A 21,265-nucleotide genomic window follows, 5' to 3' on the forward strand; every position below is an offset into this window, starting at 1 on the left:
GCCATTGTGGCAGGCCGATCGCCGGCTGGCGAGGTCGGGCGGCTCCTTTACGCTGGTCAGCGATGAGCTCAACCGCGAAGGGTCCAGGTGTGCCGCTGGGCGCCTGGTTGGCCGACTCAGATGACGAGCGGCTGATCACACTGCTGCGCCTGCGGCCGGATCTGACCCAGCCCCCACCGGGCAGTATCGCTGCGCTGGCGGCCCGGGCCGCGGCGCGGCAATCGGTGAAGGCCGCCACCGATGACCTGGACTTTCTCCACCTGTCCATCCTCGACGGTCTCCTCACGCTGCACGCCGAGACCACCGCGGTCACCTTCGACGAGCTGATCGAACTGTTCGGGGAACGCGCCGACGGCGCCGATGTGCGGGCGGCGGTCGACGATCTGTGCGCTCGCGCGCTGGTGTGGGGTGACGTCGCCGGTGCCGGCGCGCTGCGCGTGGTCGCCGAGGCCGCGTCGAGCCTGCCCTGGTATCCCGGGCAGGCCACCGCGGAGAGTGCCGCGCTGTCGGGCGCCGAGGTGACCGCGGCCCTCGGGGCTCTCGACGGCCCGGCGCGTGACCTGCTGGACAAGCTCCTTGAGGGGTCGCCCATCGGGCGGACCCGCGACGCGATGCCCGGCACGCCGGCCGACCGGCCGGTCCCACGCCTCCTCTCCGCGGGGCTGCTACGCAGACTCGACGACGAGACCGTCATCCTGCCGCGTCTGGTCGGTCAGCTGCTGCGCGGCGAGGCGCCGGGCCCGGTCAGTCTGTCGAAGCCCGATCCGACGGTGACGACCACCAAACCCGCCGATGCCGACGCCGTCGCGGCCGGGGCAGCCATCGATCTGCTGCGTGACGTGGAGGTCATTCTCGAAACTCTGAGCGCCACACCGGTTCCCGAGCTTCGCAACGGCGGGCTCGGGGTGCGTGAGGTCAAACGCCTGACCAAGGCCACCGGTATCGACGAACGCCGCCTCGGCGTGCTCCTGGAGGTCACGGCGTCGGCCGCGTTGATCGCGCCCGGAATCCCGGAACCCGATCCGTCGGATGGCGCGGGGTCGTCGTGGGCGCCGACCGTGGCGGCCGACAGGTTCATCGAATCGTCCGCAGCGGCCAGATGGCACCTCCTGGTATCGGCCTGGATGGACCTTCCCGGCCGCCCCAGCCTTATCGGCAGCCGTGGCGCCGACGGCAAACCCTATGCGGCGCTCTCGGATTCACTGTTCTCGACTGCTGCGCCGCTGGATCGGCGGCTGCTGCTCGACACCCTGAACCAGCTGCCGCCCGGGGCGGGAGTCGATGCCCGCAGCGCGTCGGAGGCGCTGGTCTGGAAACGGCCCCGCTGGTCGGCGCGGCTGCAACCCGAGCCGATCGCCGACCTGCTCACCGAGGCGCACGCGATCGGCGTCGTCGGCCGCGGGGCCATCGCCACCCCGATCCGGCGCATGCTCGCCGGGGACGGCGACGACGCGGTCATCGCGGCGATGGAGAAGGTCCTTCCGGCACCGATCGATCACTTCCTGCTGCAGGCGGACCTGACGGTGGTCGTGCCCGGACCTCTGGAGCGCGCGCTCGCCGAACAGCTGGCGGCCGTCGCGAACGTGGAGTCTGCGGGCGCGGCGATGGTGTACCGCATCGACGAAGCCTCGGTGCGCCGTGCGCTGGATACCGGTAAGACCGCGGGCGAACTGCACGCCCTGTTCAATCGGCATTCCAAAACCCCTGTGCCACAAGCCCTGGCATACCTGATCGACGACGTGGCCCGCCGCCACGGACAGCTGCGTGTCGGCATGGCGTCGTCGTTCGTGCGCTGCGAGGACGCAGCCCTGCTCGCCCAGGCGGTGGCCGCTCCCGCGACCGAGGCGGTGGAACTGCGCATCCTTGCCCCCACGGTGGCGGTGTCGCAGGCGCCGATCGGCGAAGTGCTCACCGCGTTGCGGGCGGCGGGTTTTGCGCCGGCCGCCGAAGACACCACCGGCGCGATCGTGGATCTGCGCAGCCGCGGTGCCCGTGTGACCCCGCCCGGACGGCGCCGCGGATACCGCCCCAACCCGGTCCCGACGGATCAGACCCTCTCGGCGATCGTCGCCGTGCTGCGGCAGGTCGCTTCCGCGCCGTCCTCGGGTCTGCGCCTGGATCCGGCGGTCGCGATCTCGGAGTTGCAGCACGCCGCCTATCACAAAGAGTCTGTCGTCATCGGCTATGTGGACCCTGCCGGGGTGGCCACGCAGCGTGTGGTGGCTCCGATCAACGTCCGGGGCGGCCAACTCACCGCGTACGACCCTGCGTCGGGGCGGGTGCGCGAGTTCGCCATTCACCGCGTGACGTCGGTGGTGTCCGCGGATTCCAGCTAGGTACGCTCCCTACCTCAACACCGTCACCGCGACGACACCGGGCAGGGCGTTGCTGACGTTCGAATCGTCGGTCACATAAACCGACAGGGTCCGGATGTGCGTTACGTCGAGGAAACCGCCGCCGAACTGGGTGGCCTTGAATGTGACCGCCTCCAGCGCCTGCTTGTACTGCGCTATCGTCGCCGTCCCGGACAGCTCCAGCTCACCGGTTCCGCTGTTGTAGGTCGCGGTGACGGGATTGCCCGCGATCGGCGAATACCCCAGGGTGTCACCGGAAGTGCGGTTACCCGTGATACGGACGGAGGCGCCGGTGAGGACGGTGGAGTCGGTGTCGACGATCGTCGCCAGCGTGATCGGCTTGACGGTGGCACCGACGGTGGGCAGAGCGAGGCCGGACAGACCGACCGTCACCACCGTCGGCGCATCGGGATTCTTGACCACCGCGGAGGCGGTCGCCGGCAGAAGCGCCGCGAGGCCGGAGTCGTCGGTGACATTGATCGCGAAGGTCCTCGGAATCAACGCACCGCCGGTCGCCGAGAACGTCACGGCCTCCAGCGCAGCCTCATACTGCTCCTTGGTGGCCGTCCCCGAGAAAGTCAATGTGCTGGTGCCGTTGCCGGTGACGGTGATCGTGATCCCCGGTGGCGCAGTGTAAGTCAGCGCATCCCCGGTCTGCTTGCCCACTCCGACGGACACCGTCGCCCCCGTGAGGACCGCCGAGTCGAGGTCTTCGATGATGACCACCGGCGCCAGGGCGGTGCCGGGCTTGCCGATCGTATACACCGCTGGCAGTGAGGCCACCGCGACAGTAGGACGAAGCGCCGGAATGGAATTCGCGAAGACGATGCCGGGCGCCGGGCTGGTGTCACCGTCGGCCTCGGTGACGGTGATCGTCACCGTGCGCGGCAGACCCACCTGGGTGGCGCTGAACGTGATGCTCTCCATCATCTGCTGGTACTGCGCCACGGTACCCGTGCCGGACAGCGTCACCGTCCAGGCGTTGGTCTGCACGGCGCTGACCGGATTACCGGCGATGGCGGAGAAACCCAACGCATCGCCGGCCACCCGGTTGAGCCCGATGGACACCACCGCTCCGGTCAACTGCCCGTTGTCCGCGTTGGCGATGGCCACCGACGACACCAGCGCCACCGGCGCCTTGCCGATGGTGTGTATCGGCGCACCGACAGGTGCCACGATCAGCGGAGGCTCCAGCACGATCGCAGGCAGCACAGTGGCCGCGACGAGCGCGGGGGCGAGGCTGTCGACGTCGTCGGCGTCGGTCAGGGTGATCTCGATGGTTCTGGCGACGAGACCCAGCGACGTCGCGCTGAAAGTGATTGCCTTGAGCGCGGCTTCATAGTCGGCCTTGGAGTGGATCCCGGACAGTTCGATCGTATGGTCGTCGACCTGAAGGACGCTGACGGTGCTGCCCGCGGGTGGGGCATAGCCGAGCGCATCCCCGTCGACGCGGCCCAAGCCGATCGTGACCAGTGCCCGCTTCAGGGCCGCCGAATCGGGATCGATGATCTGCGCGATCGACAGCAGTGTGACCGGGTCTCCGTTCAGGAAGTAGGGCGCCCCGCCCGTCGCCAGCACCGACGGTGGCAGGTCGACCGGAAGGGACGGAAGGACCGTTGTGACGACGAACGCGGGGACGACGTTGTCGACGTCGTGCTCGTCGGTGAGTGTGATGGTGACCGTGCGGCCTATCAGGCCAAGCTCTGTCGCGCTGAATGTCACTGCCTTCAAGGCATTTTCGTAGTCATCCTGCGACGCAAGGCCGGACAGGGTGAGCGTCCACGCATTGGTCCACGTCGAGATGATGGAGCTCCCGGCGGGCGCCGTCCAGCCCAGCGTGTCGCCGTCCTGTCGGCCGGCGCCGATGGTCAGCGTGACTTCTTTCAGAGACGGTGAGTCCAGATCGGTGATCTCCGCGACCGACAGCAGCTGCACCGGATCGTCACCCAGCACGTAGGGCAGGCCTCCGAGCACCACTGCCGTCGGCGGTAGCTGCAGGATCGGGGTGACGTCGAATCCCACTGTCTGGGTGAGGTTGTCGGGTTGCGCCAGCCTGAACACGCGCGCGATGGAGTGCAACACCTTCTGAATGCTGCCGAGAACACCGGTGAGATGCTCCGAGTCGTCCCGGATGACGACCTGGAACTCGACGGGCACCGGATCTCCGACGACCGGGACCGCGGGGGTGTACACGAAGGTTCCGGTGAGCGGTTCCCGGAACACCAGGCCGCCCTCGGGCTGGATGATGTCGTAGGTCAGCGGGTCGCCGTTGGGGTCATAGGCGTCGATGGTGATGAGCACCTGACCCGTCAGAATCTGCTCGGTCTCGATGGAGCGCACCACGGGCGTCTTGTTGAAGAACGTGTGGGTGATCAGCCTGCGCACCCACGCCAGCACCCCGTCGGCCAGCGGCGAGGGAGCGGGCAGTTCAGGATCCGCCAACGGGGCGACGATGGTCGACACCGCAGCCGCGACGGGGTTGACCGAGACCAGCGCTTCGGCGGGCGCCGGTGTTTCCGGCAGCGGTCCGGCGGTGGTGCGCGTGCTGTGGACCGCGGCGTCCGGCCGGACCGGTGCGCCCTTGAGCTTGACCTCGGCACCGGCGGCCACCTCGGTCGTGTCCTCCGCGTCGACTACCGCAACCTCCGCGTCGTCCGCGCCTGCCCCGTCGTCCGCGTCGACATCGGTGATCGTGTCGTCGGCGGACGACTCGTGGTCGGACGCCTCGTTCGATTCGTCGTCGGGCTCCTCCTCGGTATCGGCACCGTCCAGTCCTGAGTCGTCGCCGTCTGCGGCGCCGGCATCGCTGTCCTGCGCGTCGCCGCCGCCAGGTCCCGAATCTCCCTGCGCACGCGTGCCGCCCCTGGTCTTCGACCAACCGTCGTCGGCAGTCGAGTTGCTCTCTGCGGAGTCGGACGCCGCCGATGATGCCGAGGACCCCGAGTCGGAATCACCCTCGGCGAAGGCGACGCCGGTAGCCGAGTTCACGATGGCGAATCCGATGCCGAGCGACACCGCCAGCGCACCCACCCGCCCGACGTGTGCCGCATACCTGTGGGTGCCCGTGCGAGCATGCCGCGCCGGACCGGTGGCGATGTCGGGGTCGAGAAGTTCCTTCGCCGCCCAGAACGCGCGGGCGCCGCCAGGCGCATCGACGCGGGTGATCCGGTGACGAGGTGGATACGCACTCATGTGTCGGCCTCCGCAGTCTCGTTGAACCCCTCAGATACGTGATCTCCCGCGCAGGAACCGCCGGGGGCGGCGGAGTTCGCCAGCGCGAGAGACACATGAGCAAAATAGTGATGCGCATCACAGCGCGCAAGTAGCTTTTGCGTTCGGGAATATCCAGCAACTGCACTCGATGGTAATAACGTGTCGGTACTCGCCTACAGCAAATTAGTGAGCACGACAATACTGGCGCCGCGGGTCGGCGCCGACGAAGCCCCGCTGCCGTCTCCGCAATGTGGCCGCAACGCCGTGGGTCGGGTGGCGGAGGATCGCCGGTCACCACCACCCCGGCCGGACCTGGATAATGGGAAAACGTGACTTTTTCCCGGCTTACCAGAGCGAACGGCGCGTGACCGACGGCCCGCTGATCGTGCAGTCCGACAAGACGGTGCTGCTCGAAGTCGATCATGAGCAGGCCGGTGCCGCCCGCGCCGCGATCGCACCGTTCGCCGAACTGGAGCGGGCGCCCGAGCACATCCATACCTATCGCATCACGCCGCTGGCCCTGTGGAACGCGCGCGCCGCCGGCCACGACGCGGAGCAAGTGGTCGACGCACTGGTGTCGTTCTCGCGGTACGCCGTGCCCCAACCGCTTCTGGTCGACATCGTCGACACGATGGGCCGGTACGGACGTTTGCAGTTGGTAAAGCATCCGGCGCACGGCCTGATGTTGGTCAGCCTGGACCGGGCCGTGCTCGAGGAAGTGCTGCGCAACAAGAAGATTGCTCCGATGCTGGGCGCGCGTATCGACGACGACACCGTCATCGTGCACAACAGTGAGCGCGGCCGGGTCAAGCAGATGCTGCTCAAAATCGGTTGGCCTGCAGAAGATCTCGCCGGCTACGTCGACGGGGAGGCCCACCCGATCGATCTCGATCAGGACGGCTGGGAGCTCCGCGACTACCAGCAGATGGCCGCCGACTCGTTTTGGGAGGGTGGCTCCGGCGTCGTCGTACTGCCGTGCGGCGCAGGCAAGACCCTGGTGGGTGCGGCCGCGATGGCCCGTGCCGGCGCGACCACGTTGATCCTGGTCACCAACACGGTGGCGGGTCGGCAGTGGAAGCGGGAGCTGATCGCCCGGACGTCGCTGACAGAGGACGAGATCGGCGAGTATTCGGGCGAGCGCAAGGAGATCAGGCCCGTCACAATCGCCACCTACCAGGTGATCACCCGGCGGACGAAGGGCGAGTACAAGCACCTCGAGCTGTTCGACAGCCGCGACTGGGGCCTGATCATCTACGACGAGGTGCACCTGTTGCCTGCGCCCGTGTTCCGGATGACCGCCGACCTCCAGTCGCGCCGCCGCCTGGGCCTGACCGCCACGCTGATCCGGGAGGACGGCCGCGAGGGCGACGTCTTCTCCCTGATCGGGCCGAAGCGCTACGACGCGCCGTGGAAGGACATCGAAGCCCAGGGCTGGATCGCACCTGCCGAGTGCATCGAGGTCCGGGTCACGATGACCGACAACGAGCGGATGCTGTACGCGGTCGCGGAACCCGAAGAGCGATACAAGCTCTGCGCCACGGCGCACACCAAGGTCGCGGTGGTGAAGTCGATTCTGGCGCGCCATCCCAGTGAGCCGACGCTCGTCATCGGCGCGTACCTGGATCAGCTCGACGAGCTGGGAGCAGAGTTGGACGCGCCGGTGATCCAGGGCTCGACGAAGACCGCCGAGCGGGAGGCGCTGTTCGACGGATTCCGGCGCGGCGAGATCCGCACCCTAGTGGTCTCGAAGGTCGCGAACTTCTCCATCGACCTCCCGGAAGCCAGTGTCGCCGTGCAGGTTTCGGGAACCTTCGGCTCGCGCCAGGAAGAGGCTCAGCGGCTCGGCCGGTTGCTGCGCCCCAAGGCCGACGGTGGCGGCGCGGTGTTCTATTCGGTGGTGTCACGCGACAGCCTCGACGCCGAGTACGCGGCGCACCGGCAGCGTTTCCTCGCCGAGCAGGGCTATGGCTACGTCATCAAGGACGCCGACGACATGCTCGGGCCGGCGATCTGACCGGACCGTCGTCGCGCCGAGGGCCGAGGGCACCGACGCTTCACCGGTCACAGTCGGACGGCTGGTTTGCTGGGCGCGCGCCATGCGTCAAGCGCGCGCCCAGCTACCGGCGAGCGTAAGGCAATAACGTGACTCCGTTAGCGATATTGGGCGAATTAATTGCCGGCGCAAGCAGTCAGCAATCGACTTAGGCGATTGATTTGCCTGGTGAATGGCGTCTGATCACGCTAATGGCAAATTTACGATGGCAACAATTCTGCACAGCGGAAGCTCAGGCGCCAACGACCATCCCACCGGACCTCAGAAGTCCCGCTGGCGATGTCTTTCGTATCGTGGGCCCCATGAACGTCGGACGCGTAGTGCCCATCGTCACGGTCGACGACATCGCGGGCTCCGCCGAGCAGTACGCCGCGGTCCTCGGCCTCGATGTCGTGATGGATCACGGATGGATCGTCACGCTGGCAGACCCCGAACACCGACATCAGGTAAGCCTGATGACCGACGATGCGACGGCCGCGGTCAATCCCTCGGTATCCGTCGAGGTCGACGACGTCGACGCCGCCTATGAGGCAGCCCGCCGGGCCGGGCTGGACATCGTGCATCCGCTGTCCGACGAGGAGTGGGGTGTCCGCCGCTTCTTCTTCTCCGATCGCGACGGCAACGTCGTCAACGTGCTGACGCACCGTCGCTGACCTCACGCGGTTCAGGAGAACGCCGGGATCACCTCGCGCTCGAACAACTCGATGCCGGAGCGGTCGTATGCGGCCTCGGGGAAATAGCAGATCGCGTACTCACAGCCCAGGTCACGAAGATTCTGCAGCGCCTCGATCAGCTGCTCCGGCGTGCCGCTTCCCGCCTGCGGGGTGCTCATCGAGTTCAGCATCGCGTCCGCCGCGGGCTCGCCGGCGAGGCCGCTGATCCGCGACCGCACCCGCCCGAGCCGTTCCTGCACCTCGGACTCCGACGAACCGACGACGGCGTTGATGTTCGCCGACCGGACGATGGCGCCGAAGTCGGTTCCGACGTCTCGGCAGTGGTCGGCGAGCACCTGCGACTTGTGGGCGAAACCCTCAGGCTCAGAGGTGAAATTGGTGTACTGCGCATACTTCGCGGCGATGCGCAGCGTGACCTTCTCGCCGCCACCGGCGATCCACAGCGGAATCCCGTCTTCCTGCAGCGGCTGTGGCGCCACGATCGCCCCGTCCACCTGATAGTGCTTGCCCTCGAAGGTCACGACACCGTCGCGCCATGCATCGCGCATGATCTGCACGCCCTCGTCGAGGCGCGCGAGCCGCGTACCGGCCGAAGGAAATCCGTATCCGTATGCGCGCCATTCATGTTCGTACCAACCGCCCCCGATGCCCATCTGGATGCGCCCGCCGGAGATGACATCGGCGGTCGCGGCGACCTTGGCCAGGTAGGCGGGGTTGCGGTAGCTCATCGCCGTGCACATCTGGCCCAGCTTGATGCGGGACGTGGTGGCGGCGTAGGCCGCCATCAGCGACCACGCTTCGTGGGTCGCCTCACCGGTGGGGACCGGCACAGTGTGAAAGTGGTCGTAGACCCACAGCGAGTCCCAGACGTCCCCGTCGTCGACGTAGGTCGCGAGCTCACTCATCACCCGCCACTGGTCACGCGGTTCGATTCCGACCAGGTCGAGTCGCCAGCCTTGCGGGATGAAGAGTCCAAAGCGCATAGGCCGACTCTAGGTGGCTCGCGGGATCAGCGAAACGGGCCTCGCCGGAGCTGTTCACTTGTCACCTGGAATCAGTAACGTGCCTACATGGCCCTGTCCCAAGATGAACGAGAACAATTCCTGGCCGAACCTCACATCGCGGCGTTGTCCGTCTCCGCCGGCGACAAGCGGGGTCCGCTCAGCGTGCCGATCTGGTACCAGTACACGCCGGGTGGTGACCTGTGGTTCACCACCGGCGCAGGTTCACGAAAGCACAAGCTCATCGAAGCGGCGGGCTTCGTGACGCTCATGGTCGAGCGTGTGGAGCCCACTGTGCGTTACGTCGCTGTCGACGGTCCGGTCCTGCGCATCGAACCCGGCACCGACGAGCAGCTCGTCGAGATGACCAAGCGTTATCTCGCCCCCGACAAGGTGGAGGGCTACCTCGAGTTCGCCCGCCGCGAGCACGGGGAGAGCGTCGCAGTGTTCCTCAAGCCGGAGCACTGGTTGTCGTCCGACCTCGGCTCGCTCTAGCGAACGGCGCCGGGGTAGAGCGCTGCCACCGCCGGCAGGCTCACCTTCAGCGCGGGATTGCGCGGGAGCTCGTCGACGACCGCGAATGCGACCGGCACGTGGTACACCGGAAGAGCCTGCCGCACCAGGTCTTCGAGTTCGCGCTGCGATGGCGCCGGCACACCGGGCGCCGCTTCGATGGCCGCGAAGGGAACCTGGCCCAGCCGCGCGTCGGGGACGCCGACCACGCACGCGTCGCGCACACCGGGGTGGGTGACAAGCACTCGTCTGACCGTTTCCGGCAGCACCTTGAACCCGCCCCGGTTGATGGCGCCGTCGGCGCGACCGTGCAGCGTCACGAAGCCGTCGTCGTCGATGCTGGCGATGTCGGTGGTACGGATCCACTCGGGGCCCATGGGCGCGACCTTCGCCTCAAGCAAGCCGCGCGCCCCGACCGGTAGCTCCTCTCCGGTATCGGGGTCGACGATCCGCAGTTCGGTGTCGGCCAGCGCACGACCCACACTGTTGCGCTTCGTCGCACCGAAATCTCGCACCATGTCCGGCGTCCAGGCGCACAGTGAGCCGGCGAATTCGGTTGCCCCGTAGGCCAGCCGGACCGGGATTCCGTACCGCCGCTCGAACTCGTCGCGAGTCTGCGGATCAAGTGGGCCGGACGCACTGATCAGGCACTCCAACGAAGAGAGATCTGCCGCAGGTACATCGGCGTCGAGGAGCATCCGGATCACGGCAGGCTGCACGCCCGATCGCGCGATGCGGTGCCGCTTCACGGCGTCCACCCAACCGTCGACGGTGAACCGTTCCATCATGACGATCGGCCTGCCGTGGTAGATGCCCGCGATCAGCTGGCACACCCCGATACCGCCGAACTGCCAATAGGCGAACTCCGGCGGCGCGTCGACGGATCCTCGCTCCCCCGCAGTCACGCTGAACACGGTGCGCGCCAGCACATGCACTTTGATCGCCTGACGCTTCGGAGGCCCGGTGGTGCCGCTGGTGAGGATGTTCAGCGCCACGCCGGGCTCTGCCGGAGCATGGATCCGCGAGTTGTCGCGACGCTCGAGGCCCTCGACGGCACTCACCATCGGCTCCGCGAGCGCGAGCTCCACCCCGGCACTACCTACGCGCCGCGCGGCGCCCACCACCGGCTCTGTCCAATCGTCGCGATCTGCCACCACAGCGGAGAGGTTCAGGCGCTCGACGTCGGCAGCGATCGCCTCCGGCGACTGAAAGGAGTAGATCATCGACACGGCGCGCCCGGCCGCCAGAAACCCGGCGATGGCGGCGGCATGCGGAAGTCGATTGCGTACCACCAGGCCGACCGGAGCACCGTCGTCGACATCGGCAGCGCGAAGCGCCGAGGCAATGGCCGCACCGTAAGCCGTCACCTCGGCGCCCGAGTACCAGCGGCCCTCGAACTCGATACAGGGACTGTCGCCGTAGCTGCTCAGCGCTGCCGCGATGCTTTCGGTAAACCCTTCGGTCACCTCGCCATTGTGAGGCATCGGACGCTGCGCCGTGACGAGAATTCACTCGTCCCTGGGTGGCCTCTACCCGGTGAACGCGCTGCGGTAATCGCTCGGGGTGGTGCGCATGTGCCGGACGAAGTGGTGCCGGTAGGTCGCCGGCGACTCGAAACCCACCCGCGGGGCGATCTGTTCGATCGACAGCGGGGACGACTCCAGGAGTGTGAGACTGGCCTGGATCCGCTGCTCGATCAGCCACTTGATCGGCGTCGTGCCGGTGGCCTTGGCAAACTGTCGCAGGTAGCTGCGGCGCGACATCGCCGATCGTGCCGCCAGCTCGTCCAGCGTGATCGGCTTGTCGAGATTGGCCACCGCCCAAGCCATTCCGGCGGCGATGCGTCCGTCGGCCGCCGGCTCGGCGACGGGGGCCTCGATGTACTGCGCCTGTCCCCCAGCGCGATGCGGAGAGATCACCAGCCGCCGCGCCACGTCATTGGCGACGCGCACACCGTGATCGGATCGCACGATGTGCAGACACAGGTCGAGGCCAGCGGCACATCCTGCGCTGGTGAGCACCCGGCCGCTGTCGACGTACAGCGGCGCGGAGTCGACGTCGATGGCCGGGTAGTTCGTGCGCAGCAGGTCTGTATAGATCCAGTGCGTGGTGGCCATCCTGCCGTCGAGTACTCCGGCGGCGGCGAGCGCGAAGGCTCCCGAGCAAATGGATACCAGGCGCGCGCCCCGGCGATCGGCCGCCCTGATCGCCTCCACGAGTTCCGGGGATGGGGGTTGGGTGACGTCGCGGACACTGGGGATGACCACGGTGTCGGCCATGGCGAGGTCTTCAAGCCCGTAGGACGTCCGCACCGTGGCCCCGCCGAGGAGCCGGATCTCGCCCGGCTCGGAGCACAGTTTGACGGAGTACCAGGGACGTACCAGTCCGGCGGAGAACAATTCCGACAGCTCCGTCATACCGAAGATCTCCGCCGCCAGTCCCGATTCGAACCCCGACATGCCGTCATACGCGAGGATGGCGACCGCATGCATGTCACTATCTTAAAGAATACAGGCACTAGGGCCACTGTTCGATGCTGCAGCGCCGGGGCACGCTGGAGACATGTTCTACACACGACCCACCCTCTGGACACGCTTACACCGGATATGGCTGAGTCGCAGCGCATTCCGACCACTGGCACAGTTCGCGGCAGGCCTCAGCACCGCCCACGGTCTGGCGCACGGGGTCCGGCCCTCGCCCACCTCGGCGGCCCGGCGGCTTGACCCGGATACGCGGATTCTCGACCACAACGGCAAGAACCCGGCCCGCTTTCACCTGTTCGAGCGCGACGCCCGCGCCTAAGCCCTCGAATGCACGGTTTCTGAGGATATTCGCGGGCGATTTCCATCAGAAAGCGTGCACTCGTTGGAGACGCCGGCAGCTCCGACAACGCAAAAACCCCCGCGACGCGATGTCGCGGGGGCTTTGCGTGACAGACGGTTACGACGTCAACGACGCCGGAGGCGTGAAGCGCTCGCCGTACTTGGCGGCCAGCTCCTTGGCGCGGGCCACGAAGGCTTCCTTGCCCACGCCACCTGCACCCTGGTATCCGACGATGAACTGCGCCGACCCACCGGTGTACGGCGGGTAGCCAATGCCCATGATCGAGCCGATGTTGGCGTCCGCGGTCGAGGTGAGCACGCCCTCGTCGAGGCACTTCTGGGTCTCCAGAGCCTCGGCGAACAGCATGCGATCGATCATGTCCTGCAACGGGATATCGCCGGCGCTGCCCGCGAACGTCTCGGCGAGACCGCTCCACAGACCCACACGCTTGCCGTCGGCGTACTCGTAGAACCCGGCACCCTTGAGCCGAGACGGGCGACCGATCTCGATCATCTTGTTGACGACGGCCTCGGCCGGGTGCGGCTCGTAGGTGGCACCGGTTTCCTCGACAGCCTTACGGGTCGCGGTGGCGATCTTCTGCATCAGCTCGAGGTTCAGTTCATCGGACAGCTGCAGCGGCGGCGCCGGGTAGCCGGCCTGTGAGCCCGCCTGCTCGATGCTGGCCGGGGCCACACCCTCGCCCAGCATCGCGAGCGCCTCGTTGACGAAGGTTCCGATGACGCGGCTGGTGAAGAAGCCCCGGCTGTCATTGACCACGATCGGGGTCTTGCCGATGGCCAGCGTGTAGTCGAACACCCGGGCCAGCGCCTCGTCAGAAGTCTTCTCGCCCTTGATGATCTCCACCAGCGGCATCTTGTCGACCGGGCTGAAGAAGTGGATGCCGATGAAGTCGTCCTGGCGCTTCACACCCGTCGCGAGCTCGGTGATCGGAAGCGTCGAAGTGTTCGAGCCCAGCACCGCATTGGGCTCGACGATGTCCTCGATCTCCTGGAACACCTTGTGCTTCAGCTCAACCGACTCGAACACGGCCTCGATGACGAAGTCGACACCCTTGAGGTCGGCGGCATCGGCCGTCGGCGTGATCCGGGCCAGCAGCTCCTTGGACTTTTCCTCGGTGGTGCGGCCACGCTCCAGCGCCTTCGCTTCCAGCTTCTCCGAGTAGTTCTTGCCCTTCTCGGCGGCCTCGATGCTGACGTCCTTGAGCACCACGTCGTATCCGGCCTTGGCGGAGACGTAGGCGATACCCGCCCCCATCATGCCGGCGCCGAGCACACCGATCTTGGTGATCGGGGTCTTGCCGATGCCGTCGGGCCGGGACCCGCCACCGTTGATGGTCTGCAGGTCGAGGAAGAACGCCTGGATCATGTTCTTGGCGGTCTGGCCGGTGACGAGGGTGGTGAAGTACCGGCTCTCGATACGGCTGGCGGTGTCGAAGTCGACCTGCGCGCCCTCGACGACGGCGTCGAGGATGGCTCGCGGCGCCGGCATGGGCGCACCCTTGAGCTGCTTGCGCAGCAGCGCCGGGAACGACGGCAGGATCGCCGCCAGCGCGGGCGAGGACGGCGTACCGCCGGGCATCTTGTAGCCCTTCACGTCCCACGGCTGGGTGTGCGAATCAGGGTTGGCCTTGATCCACGCCTTGGCGGCCGGGATGAGCTCTTCGACGCTGCCGACCAATTCGTCGACCAGACCGATGTCCTTGGCCTTGCCCGGCTTGAAGCGCGTGCCCTGCGACAGCACCTCCATGAAGGCCTTCTGGATGCCGAACATGCGGGTGGTGCGGGCAACGCCGCCACCACCGGGCAGCAGGCCGAGCGTCACCTCGGGCAGACCGATGACGACGCCCTTGACGTCGGCGGCGATGCGATGGTGGGTGGCCAGCGCGATCTCCAGGCCGCCGCCGAGCGCGGCGCCGTTGATGGCGGCGACGACCGGCACGCCGAGGGTCTCCAGCTTGCGCAGGTCGGCCTTGATGAACTCGACCTCGGCGAACGACTCGGCCGCGTTGTCGGGGCCGACGTTCATCATGCCCTTGAGGTCACCGCCGGCGAAGAAGGTCTTCTTCGCGCTGGCGATCACTACGCCGGTGATCGAATCCTTCTCCTCCACAAGGCGTTCGACAGCCTTGTGCATGGACTCCTTGTAGTGCTCGTTCATCACGTTGGCCGAGCCGGTGGGATCGTCCAACGTCAGGGTGACGATGCCGTCGGCATCCTTGTCCCACTGAATGGTGTTCTCTGCCATGGTCTTTACACCCTCTCGATGATGGTCGCGACACCCATGCCGCCGCCGATGCACAGTGTGATCAACGCGCGTCGGGCGCCACGGCGCTCGAGCTCGTCGACCATGGTTCCGGTGATCATGGCGCCGGTGGCGCCGAGCGGGTGGCCGAACGCGATGGCGCCACCGTTGACGTTGAGTTTCTCGTCGGGGATGTTGAGGTCCTTCTGGAACTTCAACACCACCGAGGCGAATGCCTCGTTCAGCTCGAACAGGTCGATGTCGTCGACCGTCAGACCGGCGCGATCGAGCACCTTCTTGGTGGCCGGCGTGGGACCGGTGAGCATGATGACGGGATCGGCGCCGCTGGTGGCGGTCGCGACGATCCGGGCGCGCGGGGTCAAGCCCTGCGAACTGCCTGCGCTCTCTGAACCGATGAGCAGCAATCCGGCGCCGTCGACGATGCCGGAGCTGTTGCCGCCGGTGTGGACGTGGTTGATCTTCTCGACGAAGTGGTACTTCTGCAGCGCCACGTCGTCGAAGCCACCCATTGCGCCGATACCGTCGAAGGCGGTCTTCAGCTTGCCGAGGCTCTCGACCGTCGACCCGGGCCGCATGTGCTCGTCGTGGTCGAGGACCACGAGACCGTTCTGGTCTTTGACCGGCACGACCGACTTGGCGAAGTAGCCGCCGGACCACGCCGCGGCCGCCCGCTCCTGGGAGCGCGCCGCGTAGGCGTCGACGTCCTCGCGGGAGAAGCCTTCGATCGTGGCGATCAAGTCGGCGCCGATGCCCTGCGGGACGAAGCCGATGCGGTAGTTGGTCTCGGGGTCGCTGGCCCAGGCGCCGCCGTCGGAGCCCATGGGCACGCGGCTCATCGACTCGACACCGCCGGCCAGCACCAGGTCATCCCAGCCGGAGCGCACCTTCTGGGCAGCCAGGTTGACGGCCTCCAGGCCCGAGGCGCAGAAGCGGTTGAGCTGGAAGCCGCCGGTGGTCTCGGGCAGACCGGCGACCAGACCGGCGGTGCGGGCGATGTCGCCGCCCTGATCACCGACCGGCGAGACGACGCCGAGGATGACGTCGCTGATCAGGTTCTCGTCCAGCTCGGGGTGCCGGGCCCGGATCTCGTCGATCAGGCCGACGACCAGGTTGACGGGCTTGATCTCGTTCAGTGAGCCGTTGCGCTGCTTACCGCGCGGAGTACGGATCGCCTCGTAGATGAAGGCTTCTTCGGACATGTGTTCTCCAGGTCCTGTTGAGTTCGGTTTTTCGCGGCCGCATGCCCGCGGGGAGGTTGAGTCCTCCGCACGCGATGGTAGCAGCCTCGCCCAACCGCTTGGTTGGGCGGACCGTCAACAGCGCCAACAGCCGCGAACTCGCACGATAACCGTGGGAATCGTGCGAGTTTGCGTCTGCTCGCGGGAGAAGGTGGTCTAGCTGGAGGCACCCTCGGTGTCGTCGAAGAACGACCACTCGCCGTCGTGCTCGACCTCCATACGCCAGCCGAGTTCGGAGTTGTCGGCACGTTGATCGACGAACCAGGCGTGCGCGTCTTCGGCGCTCTCGATGTCCTTGGTCTCGACGACGTCGCCCTTGGGGTTCGTAACGCGATAGGTAGCCATGATCCGAGGGTTCCCGCCGCCCGCCGGATCACACTGACCGAATTCTTACGCCGACTGGGGCTCCGGCACCGACGCCAGTTCCTCCAGCGTCGGGTAGTCGATGTAGCCGCCGGGCCCCGGCGCGTAGAAGGTGGTCTGGTCGGGCACGTTCAGGTCGGCACCGAGCGTCAGCCGCGTGATCAGGTCCGGATTCGCGAGGAATCCGCGGCCCACGGCGGCGGCCCCGATCACACCCCACTCGGCCAAGTTCTCCAGCAACTCGAAATCGGTGTCGATCGTGCGCGGAGTGTTGAGCACCAGCGTGCCCTCCCACACCGTGCGTATTGCGGCAAAGGCAGGCTCCGACGGCGCGATCACCACGTGCAGGTACGCGATGTCCAGCGGCGAGATCCGGCACAGCAGCGACTCGTAAGCGCTGATCTGATCGACCTCGTGCATATCGCCGGCACTGTTTCCGGGCGAGATCCGCAGCCCGACACGCTCCGGCCCGATCTCCGCGGCCACCGCCTCGACCACTTCTGCGGCCAGCCGGGCCCGGTTCTGCGGCGACCCGCCGTAGGAGTCGGTGCGCACGTTGACGACATCGGACAGGAACTCGTGCAGCAGATAGCCGTTGGCAGAATGGATTTCGACACCGTCCATGCCGGCGTCCACGGCGCGCCGGGCGGCGCTGCGGAACTGCCCGACGATCGACGCGATCTCGTCGACGGTCAAGGTCCGCGGCACGGGTAGCGGCTGCTTTCCGGTGGGGGTGTGCGTCTCAAGGTCTGCGGCGATCGCCGACGGGCCGACGGCCTCGAACCCGCTGATGTCGGGATGCGCCATCCGGCCGACGTGCCAGAGCTGAACGAACATCTTGCCGCCGGCGGCGTGCACCGCCGAAGCGATCTCGGCCCACTGCTCCTGGTGGCGGTCGGTGTAGATACCTGGCGTGTTCATGTAGGCACCGTTGGCCTGCTCACACACGGCCGTGGCCTCGGAGATGATGAGGCCCGCCGTCGCCCGCTGGGAGTAGTACTGCGCCGCCAGCGCTGACGGGGTGCCGTCGGCATCGGCACGACTCCTGGTCAACGGTGCCATGAAGATTCGGTTGGCCAGTGCGGCGCCCCCGAGAGTCGTGGGTTTCAGCAGCGTGCTGTCGGCGGCGAGTGTGTAGGTCACGCAGCAATAAGCGCGCGGTTGCGGTTATTCATTCCCCGCAGCCCACCCAGCGTCAGATCAAGATCGTCAGAGGATTCTCGACGCGGCGGACAAAGGCCGCCATCCACTGGGCAGCCACCGCACCGTCGATCACCCGGTGATCCGCCGACAAGGTGACAGTCATGACGGTTGCCATGGCGAGCTCTCCGTCGGTGACGACCGGTCGTTGGCTGGCGCCGCCCACCGCAAGGATCCCTGAATGCGGCGGATTGAGGATGGCCGAGAATTCCGCCACGCCATACATCCCGAGGTTCGACACCGAGAAACTGCCGCCTTCGAGTTCCTGTTGTTTGATTTTCCCGGCCCGGGCGCGAGCCGCGAGGTCACCAATCTGCGCGGAGATCGCCGACAGCGGAAGACGTTCCACACTGCGGACCACCGGCGTGAGCAGACCGCCGTCCACCGCGACGGCCACCGCGATGTCGACGCCGGCGAACCTGCGGATCGAGTCGCCGTTCCACACAGAGTTCGCCTCAGGAACTTCCACCAGAGCCCCGGCGACGGCCTTGAGCACGAAGTCGTTCACCGACACCTTGACGGTGCCTGTGTCGTTGACGGAGCGACGCAGTTCGAGCAGCGCGTCGACGCGGCAGTCCGCCTTCACGTAGAAGTGCGGCACCGTGGTCTTGCTCTCGGTGAGCCGACGCGCGATCGCCTTGCGCATCCCGGTCAGCGGAATGTCGGTGTGGGCCGTTGTCTCTATCGGCTTTTCCGGCACTCGAGGCGCGGGCTCAGCCGCTGGGGCGGGCAGTCGGTCCAGATCGCGCCGCACGATACGGCCGCCGGGTCCTGTTCCCATCACCGCGTCGAGGTCGATCCCCCTCTCCTTGGCCAACTTCCGCACCAGAGGAGTGGCAAAGAGACGGCGACCGTTCGTCGCGGCCGGAGCTTCGCTCGGCGCTCCCCTCGGCACGGCCGGCAGAGTTTTGGGCGTCTCTTCTAAGACGGGTGCCCCTGATTCCGGGTCACGCGGCGAGTCGGTCGGTGGCGGATCGGCCTCGGCGTCCGTCTCTCCCGGCGCGAGGACCAGGGCGATCGGTTCGCCGACGGCGATCGTCGCTCCCGGCTCGGCCAACAGCCGCGACATGATGCCGCCCACCTCGGCCGCATACTCGACAACGGCCTTCTCCGTCTCGATTTCGGCGATGGGATCCCCGATCGAGATCTCCTGGCCCACCGACACCAGCCAGGTCTGGATGATCGCCTCGCCGGCATTGGCCAGCACTTCGGGCATCCGCACCACTGTGGCCATCAGCTCTGCCCCATGCCGATACGAATCTTCTCCAGCCCAGCGACCACTTCTTCGGTGCGCGCGATGGCGGCACGCTCGAGGACTCGCGAAATGCTCGGCGACGCCTCCTCCCCCGACACCCGCTCGACAGGCTGGTCGAGCCAGTCGAACAGCCGCCGTTGGATCTCGTCGGCCAGCCATCCGCCGTAGGAACTGCCGCGTGCGCCCTGCTCGACGATGAGGACGGCGTTGGTCTTCTTCACGCTGGCCTCGATGGTCGCCCAGTCGATGGAGGCTCGGTCCAGCCATCGGAGATCGATCAACTCGGCGTCCATGCCGGTCTGCTCGATCGCCTCGGCGCAATGGGCCACCATCGACAGGTAGCTGATCACCGTGACGTCGTCGCCGGTCCGCCGGATCGCAGCCTGGCCCGGCGGAATGATGTAGTCGAGGTCGCCGTCGGGCACACGGTCGGCGATCCCGTAGAGGTCGACGTGCTCGATGACGAGAACCGGGTCTTCAAGTGCGAGAGCGGCATTCATCAGACCCACGTAGTCCGCGGCCGTTGACGGCGCAACGATTCGCCAACCCGGGCTGGTCGCGAAGATCCCGGCCGGGTCCATCAGGTGCTGCGAGCCGTAGCCGGATCCCATCGCCACCTTGGTTCGTAGTACGAAGGGCACCGCGTTCTCACCGCCGAACATGTGTCGTGCCTTGCCGATCTGGTTGAACACCTGGTCGGCGGCCACCCACATGAAGTCGGGGTACATGAACTCCACGACGGGCCGGAACCGCCCGTCGAGGGCGAGACCGCCACCCAGACCGGTGAAGGCGTTCTCACTGATGGGAGTGCCGATCAACCGGTCCTCGCCGTACTTGGCCAGTCCTTTGGTGGCCCCGTTGGTGCCGCCATTGAGCCGGTGGACGTCTTCGCCGAAAATGACGATGCGCTCGTCGGTCGCCATCCGGCGGTCCATCACACCGGCCACCGCTTCCACGAATTTCATTTCCCGCCAAGCCCCTTGGAACGTCGTCGGCTCCAAGACGGGCAGCTTTCCGAGCTCGCCGGCATCACCGCGGACACCCACGTTGACGAAGCCGGGATCCGGCCAGAGGTCCGGGCGGATCCGGCGCTTGCCCGGTTTGTCGGGATCGGGCTCCAAGAGTTCGGATACCGCCGCCGACATCGCGGCTTGCGCCTGCTTCTGCAGAGCGGTCACCCCGTCCTCGTCGATCAGCCCCAGCGCGGCCATCTCGTTCGCCACCTTGTCGAGCGGATCGCGGGCGCGCCACTGTGCCTCCTCGGCCTTATCCCGGTAGCCGAAAGCGCTTCCCGGATAGGGACCGTTCTGGTGGAAGAACCGGTACACCTCGGCCTCGATTACGGCAGGACCGCCACCGCTGCGCATCTGTTCGGCCGCCTGCTCGGTGGCCAGGAACACCGCGAGCGGATCCATCCCGTCCACGCGCCAGCCCGGAATACCAAACCCCTGCCCACGCACTGAAAGTCGGGCGTCCGCGGTGATCTCGTCGACTCGGGTCGACACCGCGTACAGATTGTTCTCGATGAAGAAGCAGAAAGGCAGCTTCCAGGCAGCCGCCAGATTCATCGTCTCCAGCACGGAGCCGATCTGACTGGATCCGTCTCCGAAGTAGCTGATGGTCAGGTCGTCTGTGCCGCTGTGCTTTTGCGCCCACGCGTTACCCGCGCCCATCGGCACTCCGCCTCCGACGATCGCATTGGTGCCCAAGGCTCCCGCTTCGAACCACTGCAAGTGCATCGACCCGCCTCGGCCGCGGCAGAAACCCTGCGCCAGCCCCAGGATCTCGGCGAGCGTCTGCTGCAACACCCGCTGAATCTTGGGAGTGATCGGGGCGACCGGGTCCAGGACACCCCCGGCCACGTGGGTCAGTGCCTTGGCCAGGAACTGGTGGTGCCCACGGTGCGAGCCGTTGACGGCGTCGGTGGAGCGCAGGCCGACGATGGATCCAACCGCGCCACCCTCCTGCCCGATGCTGGAGTGGGCCGGACCGTGCACAAGGCCTTCCCCGGCGAGGTCCAGCACCGTCTCCTCGAACGCACGGATCAGGTGCAACTCGGCGAGCATCGTGCCGAGAAGGGCCGGGTCAGCGGCATTCCAGTCGTCATCGGTGGTCGACAGCTGCACCCATGCTGAGCCCGTTTCCAGGCGGCGTTCCAGTGGCATGTCCCTCATCTCCGTCGATCGTGGCGCCGGACGGCACCGATCAGGCAGTGGAGCGAACATACCGCTATTGGATCCACTTTGGCCATAAGTTAGCCCAATTGCTCGGTGAAAGCCGCTAGGATGGCCGCAA

15 protein-coding genes are annotated in these 21,265 nt (G+C 67.0%); 5 read left to right on the top strand and 10 right to left on the bottom strand.

Going from position 1 to position 21,265, the window contains the following annotated elements:
- The first annotated feature begins 62 nt into the window (after nucleotides 1-62).
- Nucleotides 63-2,336: a helicase-associated domain-containing protein gene (locus EL337_RS23770; protein ID WP_048633512.1), complete on the top strand. Its 2,274-nt coding sequence runs from the start codon at nucleotides 63-65 to the stop codon at nucleotides 2,334-2,336.
- 9 nt (nucleotides 2,337-2,345) lie between these two features.
- On the opposite strand, the gene EL337_RS23775 is transcribed toward EL337_RS23770, so the two are convergent.
- Nucleotides 2,346-5,546: an MSCRAMM family adhesin SdrC gene (locus tag EL337_RS23775; RefSeq protein ID WP_232786841.1), complete on the bottom strand. Its 3,201-nt coding sequence runs from the start codon at nucleotides 5,544-5,546 to the stop codon at nucleotides 2,346-2,348.
- Nucleotides 5,547-5,931: 385 nt separating this feature from the next.
- Between EL337_RS23775 and EL337_RS23780 the strand changes: the two genes are divergently transcribed.
- Both EL337_RS23780 and EL337_RS23785 read left to right on the top strand, forming a co-directional pair.
- Nucleotides 5,932-7,581 (top strand): DNA repair helicase XPB, encoded by a 1,650-nt coding sequence (locus EL337_RS23780; RefSeq protein ID WP_048633513.1) that lies wholly within the window; start codon nucleotides 5,932-5,934, stop codon nucleotides 7,579-7,581.
- 341 nt (nucleotides 7,582-7,922) lie between these two features.
- Complete coding sequence (locus EL337_RS23785; protein WP_048633514.1) at nucleotides 7,923-8,273, top strand: VOC family protein; 351 nt, start codon at nucleotides 7,923-7,925, stop codon at nucleotides 8,271-8,273.
- Nucleotides 8,274-8,284: 11 nt separating this feature from the next.
- On the opposite strand, the gene EL337_RS23790 is transcribed toward EL337_RS23785, so the two are convergent.
- Entirely contained in the window at nucleotides 8,285-9,277 is a 993-nt protein-coding gene (locus tag EL337_RS23790; protein WP_048633515.1) for an LLM class F420-dependent oxidoreductase, read from the bottom strand.
- Between the two features lie 87 nt (nucleotides 9,278-9,364).
- Here EL337_RS23790 and EL337_RS23795 point away from each other — a divergent pair, with 87 nt between their 5' ends.
- On the top strand, nucleotides 9,365-9,790 hold the full coding sequence (locus tag EL337_RS23795; RefSeq protein ID WP_048633516.1) for a pyridoxamine 5'-phosphate oxidase family protein: 426 nt from the start codon (nucleotides 9,365-9,367) through the stop codon (nucleotides 9,788-9,790).
- Here the strand turns inward: EL337_RS23795 and EL337_RS23800 are convergent.
- A complete protein-coding gene (locus EL337_RS23800) occupies nucleotides 9,787-11,292 on the bottom strand; it encodes a class I adenylate-forming enzyme family protein (protein ID WP_048633517.1) in 1,506 nt (501 codons plus the stop codon). The genes EL337_RS23795 and EL337_RS23800 overlap by 4 nt on opposite strands.
- A gap of 45 nt (nucleotides 11,293-11,337) precedes the next feature.
- The gene (locus EL337_RS23805) at nucleotides 11,338-12,300 is read right to left on the bottom strand and encodes a helix-turn-helix domain-containing protein (protein WP_048633518.1); all 963 of its coding nucleotides are present in this window, start codon (nucleotides 12,298-12,300) and stop codon (nucleotides 11,338-11,340) included.
- 70 nt (nucleotides 12,301-12,370) lie between these two features.
- On the opposite strand from EL337_RS23805, the gene EL337_RS23810 reads away from it, so the two are divergent.
- Nucleotides 12,371-12,610: a hypothetical protein gene (locus tag EL337_RS23810; protein ID WP_048633519.1), complete on the top strand. Its 240-nt coding sequence runs from the start codon at nucleotides 12,371-12,373 to the stop codon at nucleotides 12,608-12,610.
- Between the two features lie 138 nt (nucleotides 12,611-12,748).
- Here EL337_RS23810 and EL337_RS23815 read toward each other — a convergent pair whose 3' ends face one another.
- From EL337_RS23815 to EL337_RS23840, 6 genes are all read right to left on the bottom strand, one after another.
- Complete coding sequence (locus tag EL337_RS23815; protein ID WP_048633520.1) at nucleotides 12,749-14,896, bottom strand: 3-hydroxyacyl-CoA dehydrogenase NAD-binding domain-containing protein; 2,148 nt, start codon at nucleotides 14,894-14,896, stop codon at nucleotides 12,749-12,751.
- Between the two features lie 5 nt (nucleotides 14,897-14,901).
- On the bottom strand, nucleotides 14,902-16,113 hold the full coding sequence (locus EL337_RS23820) for an acetyl-CoA C-acetyltransferase (RefSeq protein ID WP_048633521.1): 1,212 nt from the start codon (nucleotides 16,111-16,113) through the stop codon (nucleotides 14,902-14,904).
- A gap of 195 nt (nucleotides 16,114-16,308) precedes the next feature.
- Entirely contained in the window at nucleotides 16,309-16,497 is a 189-nt protein-coding gene (locus EL337_RS23825; protein ID WP_048633522.1) for a hypothetical protein, read from the bottom strand.
- Nucleotides 16,498-16,542: 45 nt separating this feature from the next.
- Nucleotides 16,543-17,658, bottom strand: a complete 1,116-nt coding sequence (locus EL337_RS23830) for an alkene reductase (RefSeq protein ID WP_048633523.1) — start codon at nucleotides 17,656-17,658, stop codon at nucleotides 16,543-16,545.
- 52 nt (nucleotides 17,659-17,710) lie between these two features.
- Nucleotides 17,711-18,949, bottom strand: a complete 1,239-nt coding sequence (locus EL337_RS23835; protein ID WP_048633524.1) for a dihydrolipoamide acetyltransferase family protein — start codon at nucleotides 18,947-18,949, stop codon at nucleotides 17,711-17,713.
- Complete coding sequence (locus tag EL337_RS23840; RefSeq protein WP_048633525.1) at nucleotides 18,949-21,135, bottom strand: alpha-ketoacid dehydrogenase subunit alpha/beta; 2,187 nt, start codon at nucleotides 21,133-21,135, stop codon at nucleotides 18,949-18,951. The genes EL337_RS23835 and EL337_RS23840 overlap by 1 nt, the downstream gene beginning before the upstream one ends.
- Nucleotides 21,136-21,265 lie beyond the last annotated feature (130 nt).

It is taken from the genome of Mycolicibacterium aurum (genome assembly GCF_900637195.1).
GTDB classification, from domain to species: Bacteria; Actinomycetota; Actinomycetes; order Mycobacteriales; family Mycobacteriaceae; genus Mycobacterium; species Mycobacterium aurum.

Bases quoted from the DNA above. Each gene is read 5' to 3' on its own strand.
- EL337_RS23770 (WP_048633512.1), top strand. From the start codon at position 63: ATGAGCTCAACCGCGAAGGGTCCAGGTGTGCCGCTGGGCGCCTGGTTG.
- EL337_RS23775 (WP_232786841.1), bottom strand. From the start codon at position 5,546: ATGAGTGCGTATCCACCTCGTCACCGGATCACCCGCGTCGATGCGCCT.
- EL337_RS23785 (WP_048633514.1), top strand. From the start codon at position 7,923: ATGAACGTCGGACGCGTAGTGCCCATCGTCACGGTCGACGACATCGCG.
- EL337_RS23790 (WP_048633515.1), bottom strand. From the start codon at position 9,277: ATGCGCTTTGGACTCTTCATCCCGCAAGGCTGGCGACTCGACCTGGTC.
- EL337_RS23795 (WP_048633516.1), top strand. From the start codon at position 9,365: ATGGCCCTGTCCCAAGATGAACGAGAACAATTCCTGGCCGAACCTCAC.
- EL337_RS23800 (WP_048633517.1), bottom strand. From the start codon at position 11,292: ATGCCTCACAATGGCGAGGTGACCGAAGGGTTTACCGAAAGCATCGCG.
- EL337_RS23805 (WP_048633518.1), bottom strand. From the start codon at position 12,300: ATGCATGCGGTCGCCATCCTCGCGTATGACGGCATGTCGGGGTTCGAA.
- EL337_RS23810 (WP_048633519.1), top strand. From the start codon at position 12,371: ATGTTCTACACACGACCCACCCTCTGGACACGCTTACACCGGATATGG.
- EL337_RS23815 (WP_048633520.1), bottom strand. From the start codon at position 14,896: ATGGCAGAGAACACCATTCAGTGGGACAAGGATGCCGACGGCATCGTC.
- EL337_RS23820 (WP_048633521.1), bottom strand. From the start codon at position 16,113: ATGTCCGAAGAAGCCTTCATCTACGAGGCGATCCGTACTCCGCGCGGT.
- EL337_RS23825 (WP_048633522.1), bottom strand. From the start codon at position 16,497: ATGGCTACCTATCGCGTTACGAACCCCAAGGGCGACGTCGTCGAGACC.
- EL337_RS23835 (WP_048633524.1), bottom strand. From the start codon at position 18,949: ATGGCCACAGTGGTGCGGATGCCCGAAGTGCTGGCCAATGCCGGCGAG.
- EL337_RS23840 (WP_048633525.1), bottom strand. From the start codon at position 21,135: ATGCCACTGGAACGCCGCCTGGAAACGGGCTCAGCATGGGTGCAGCTG.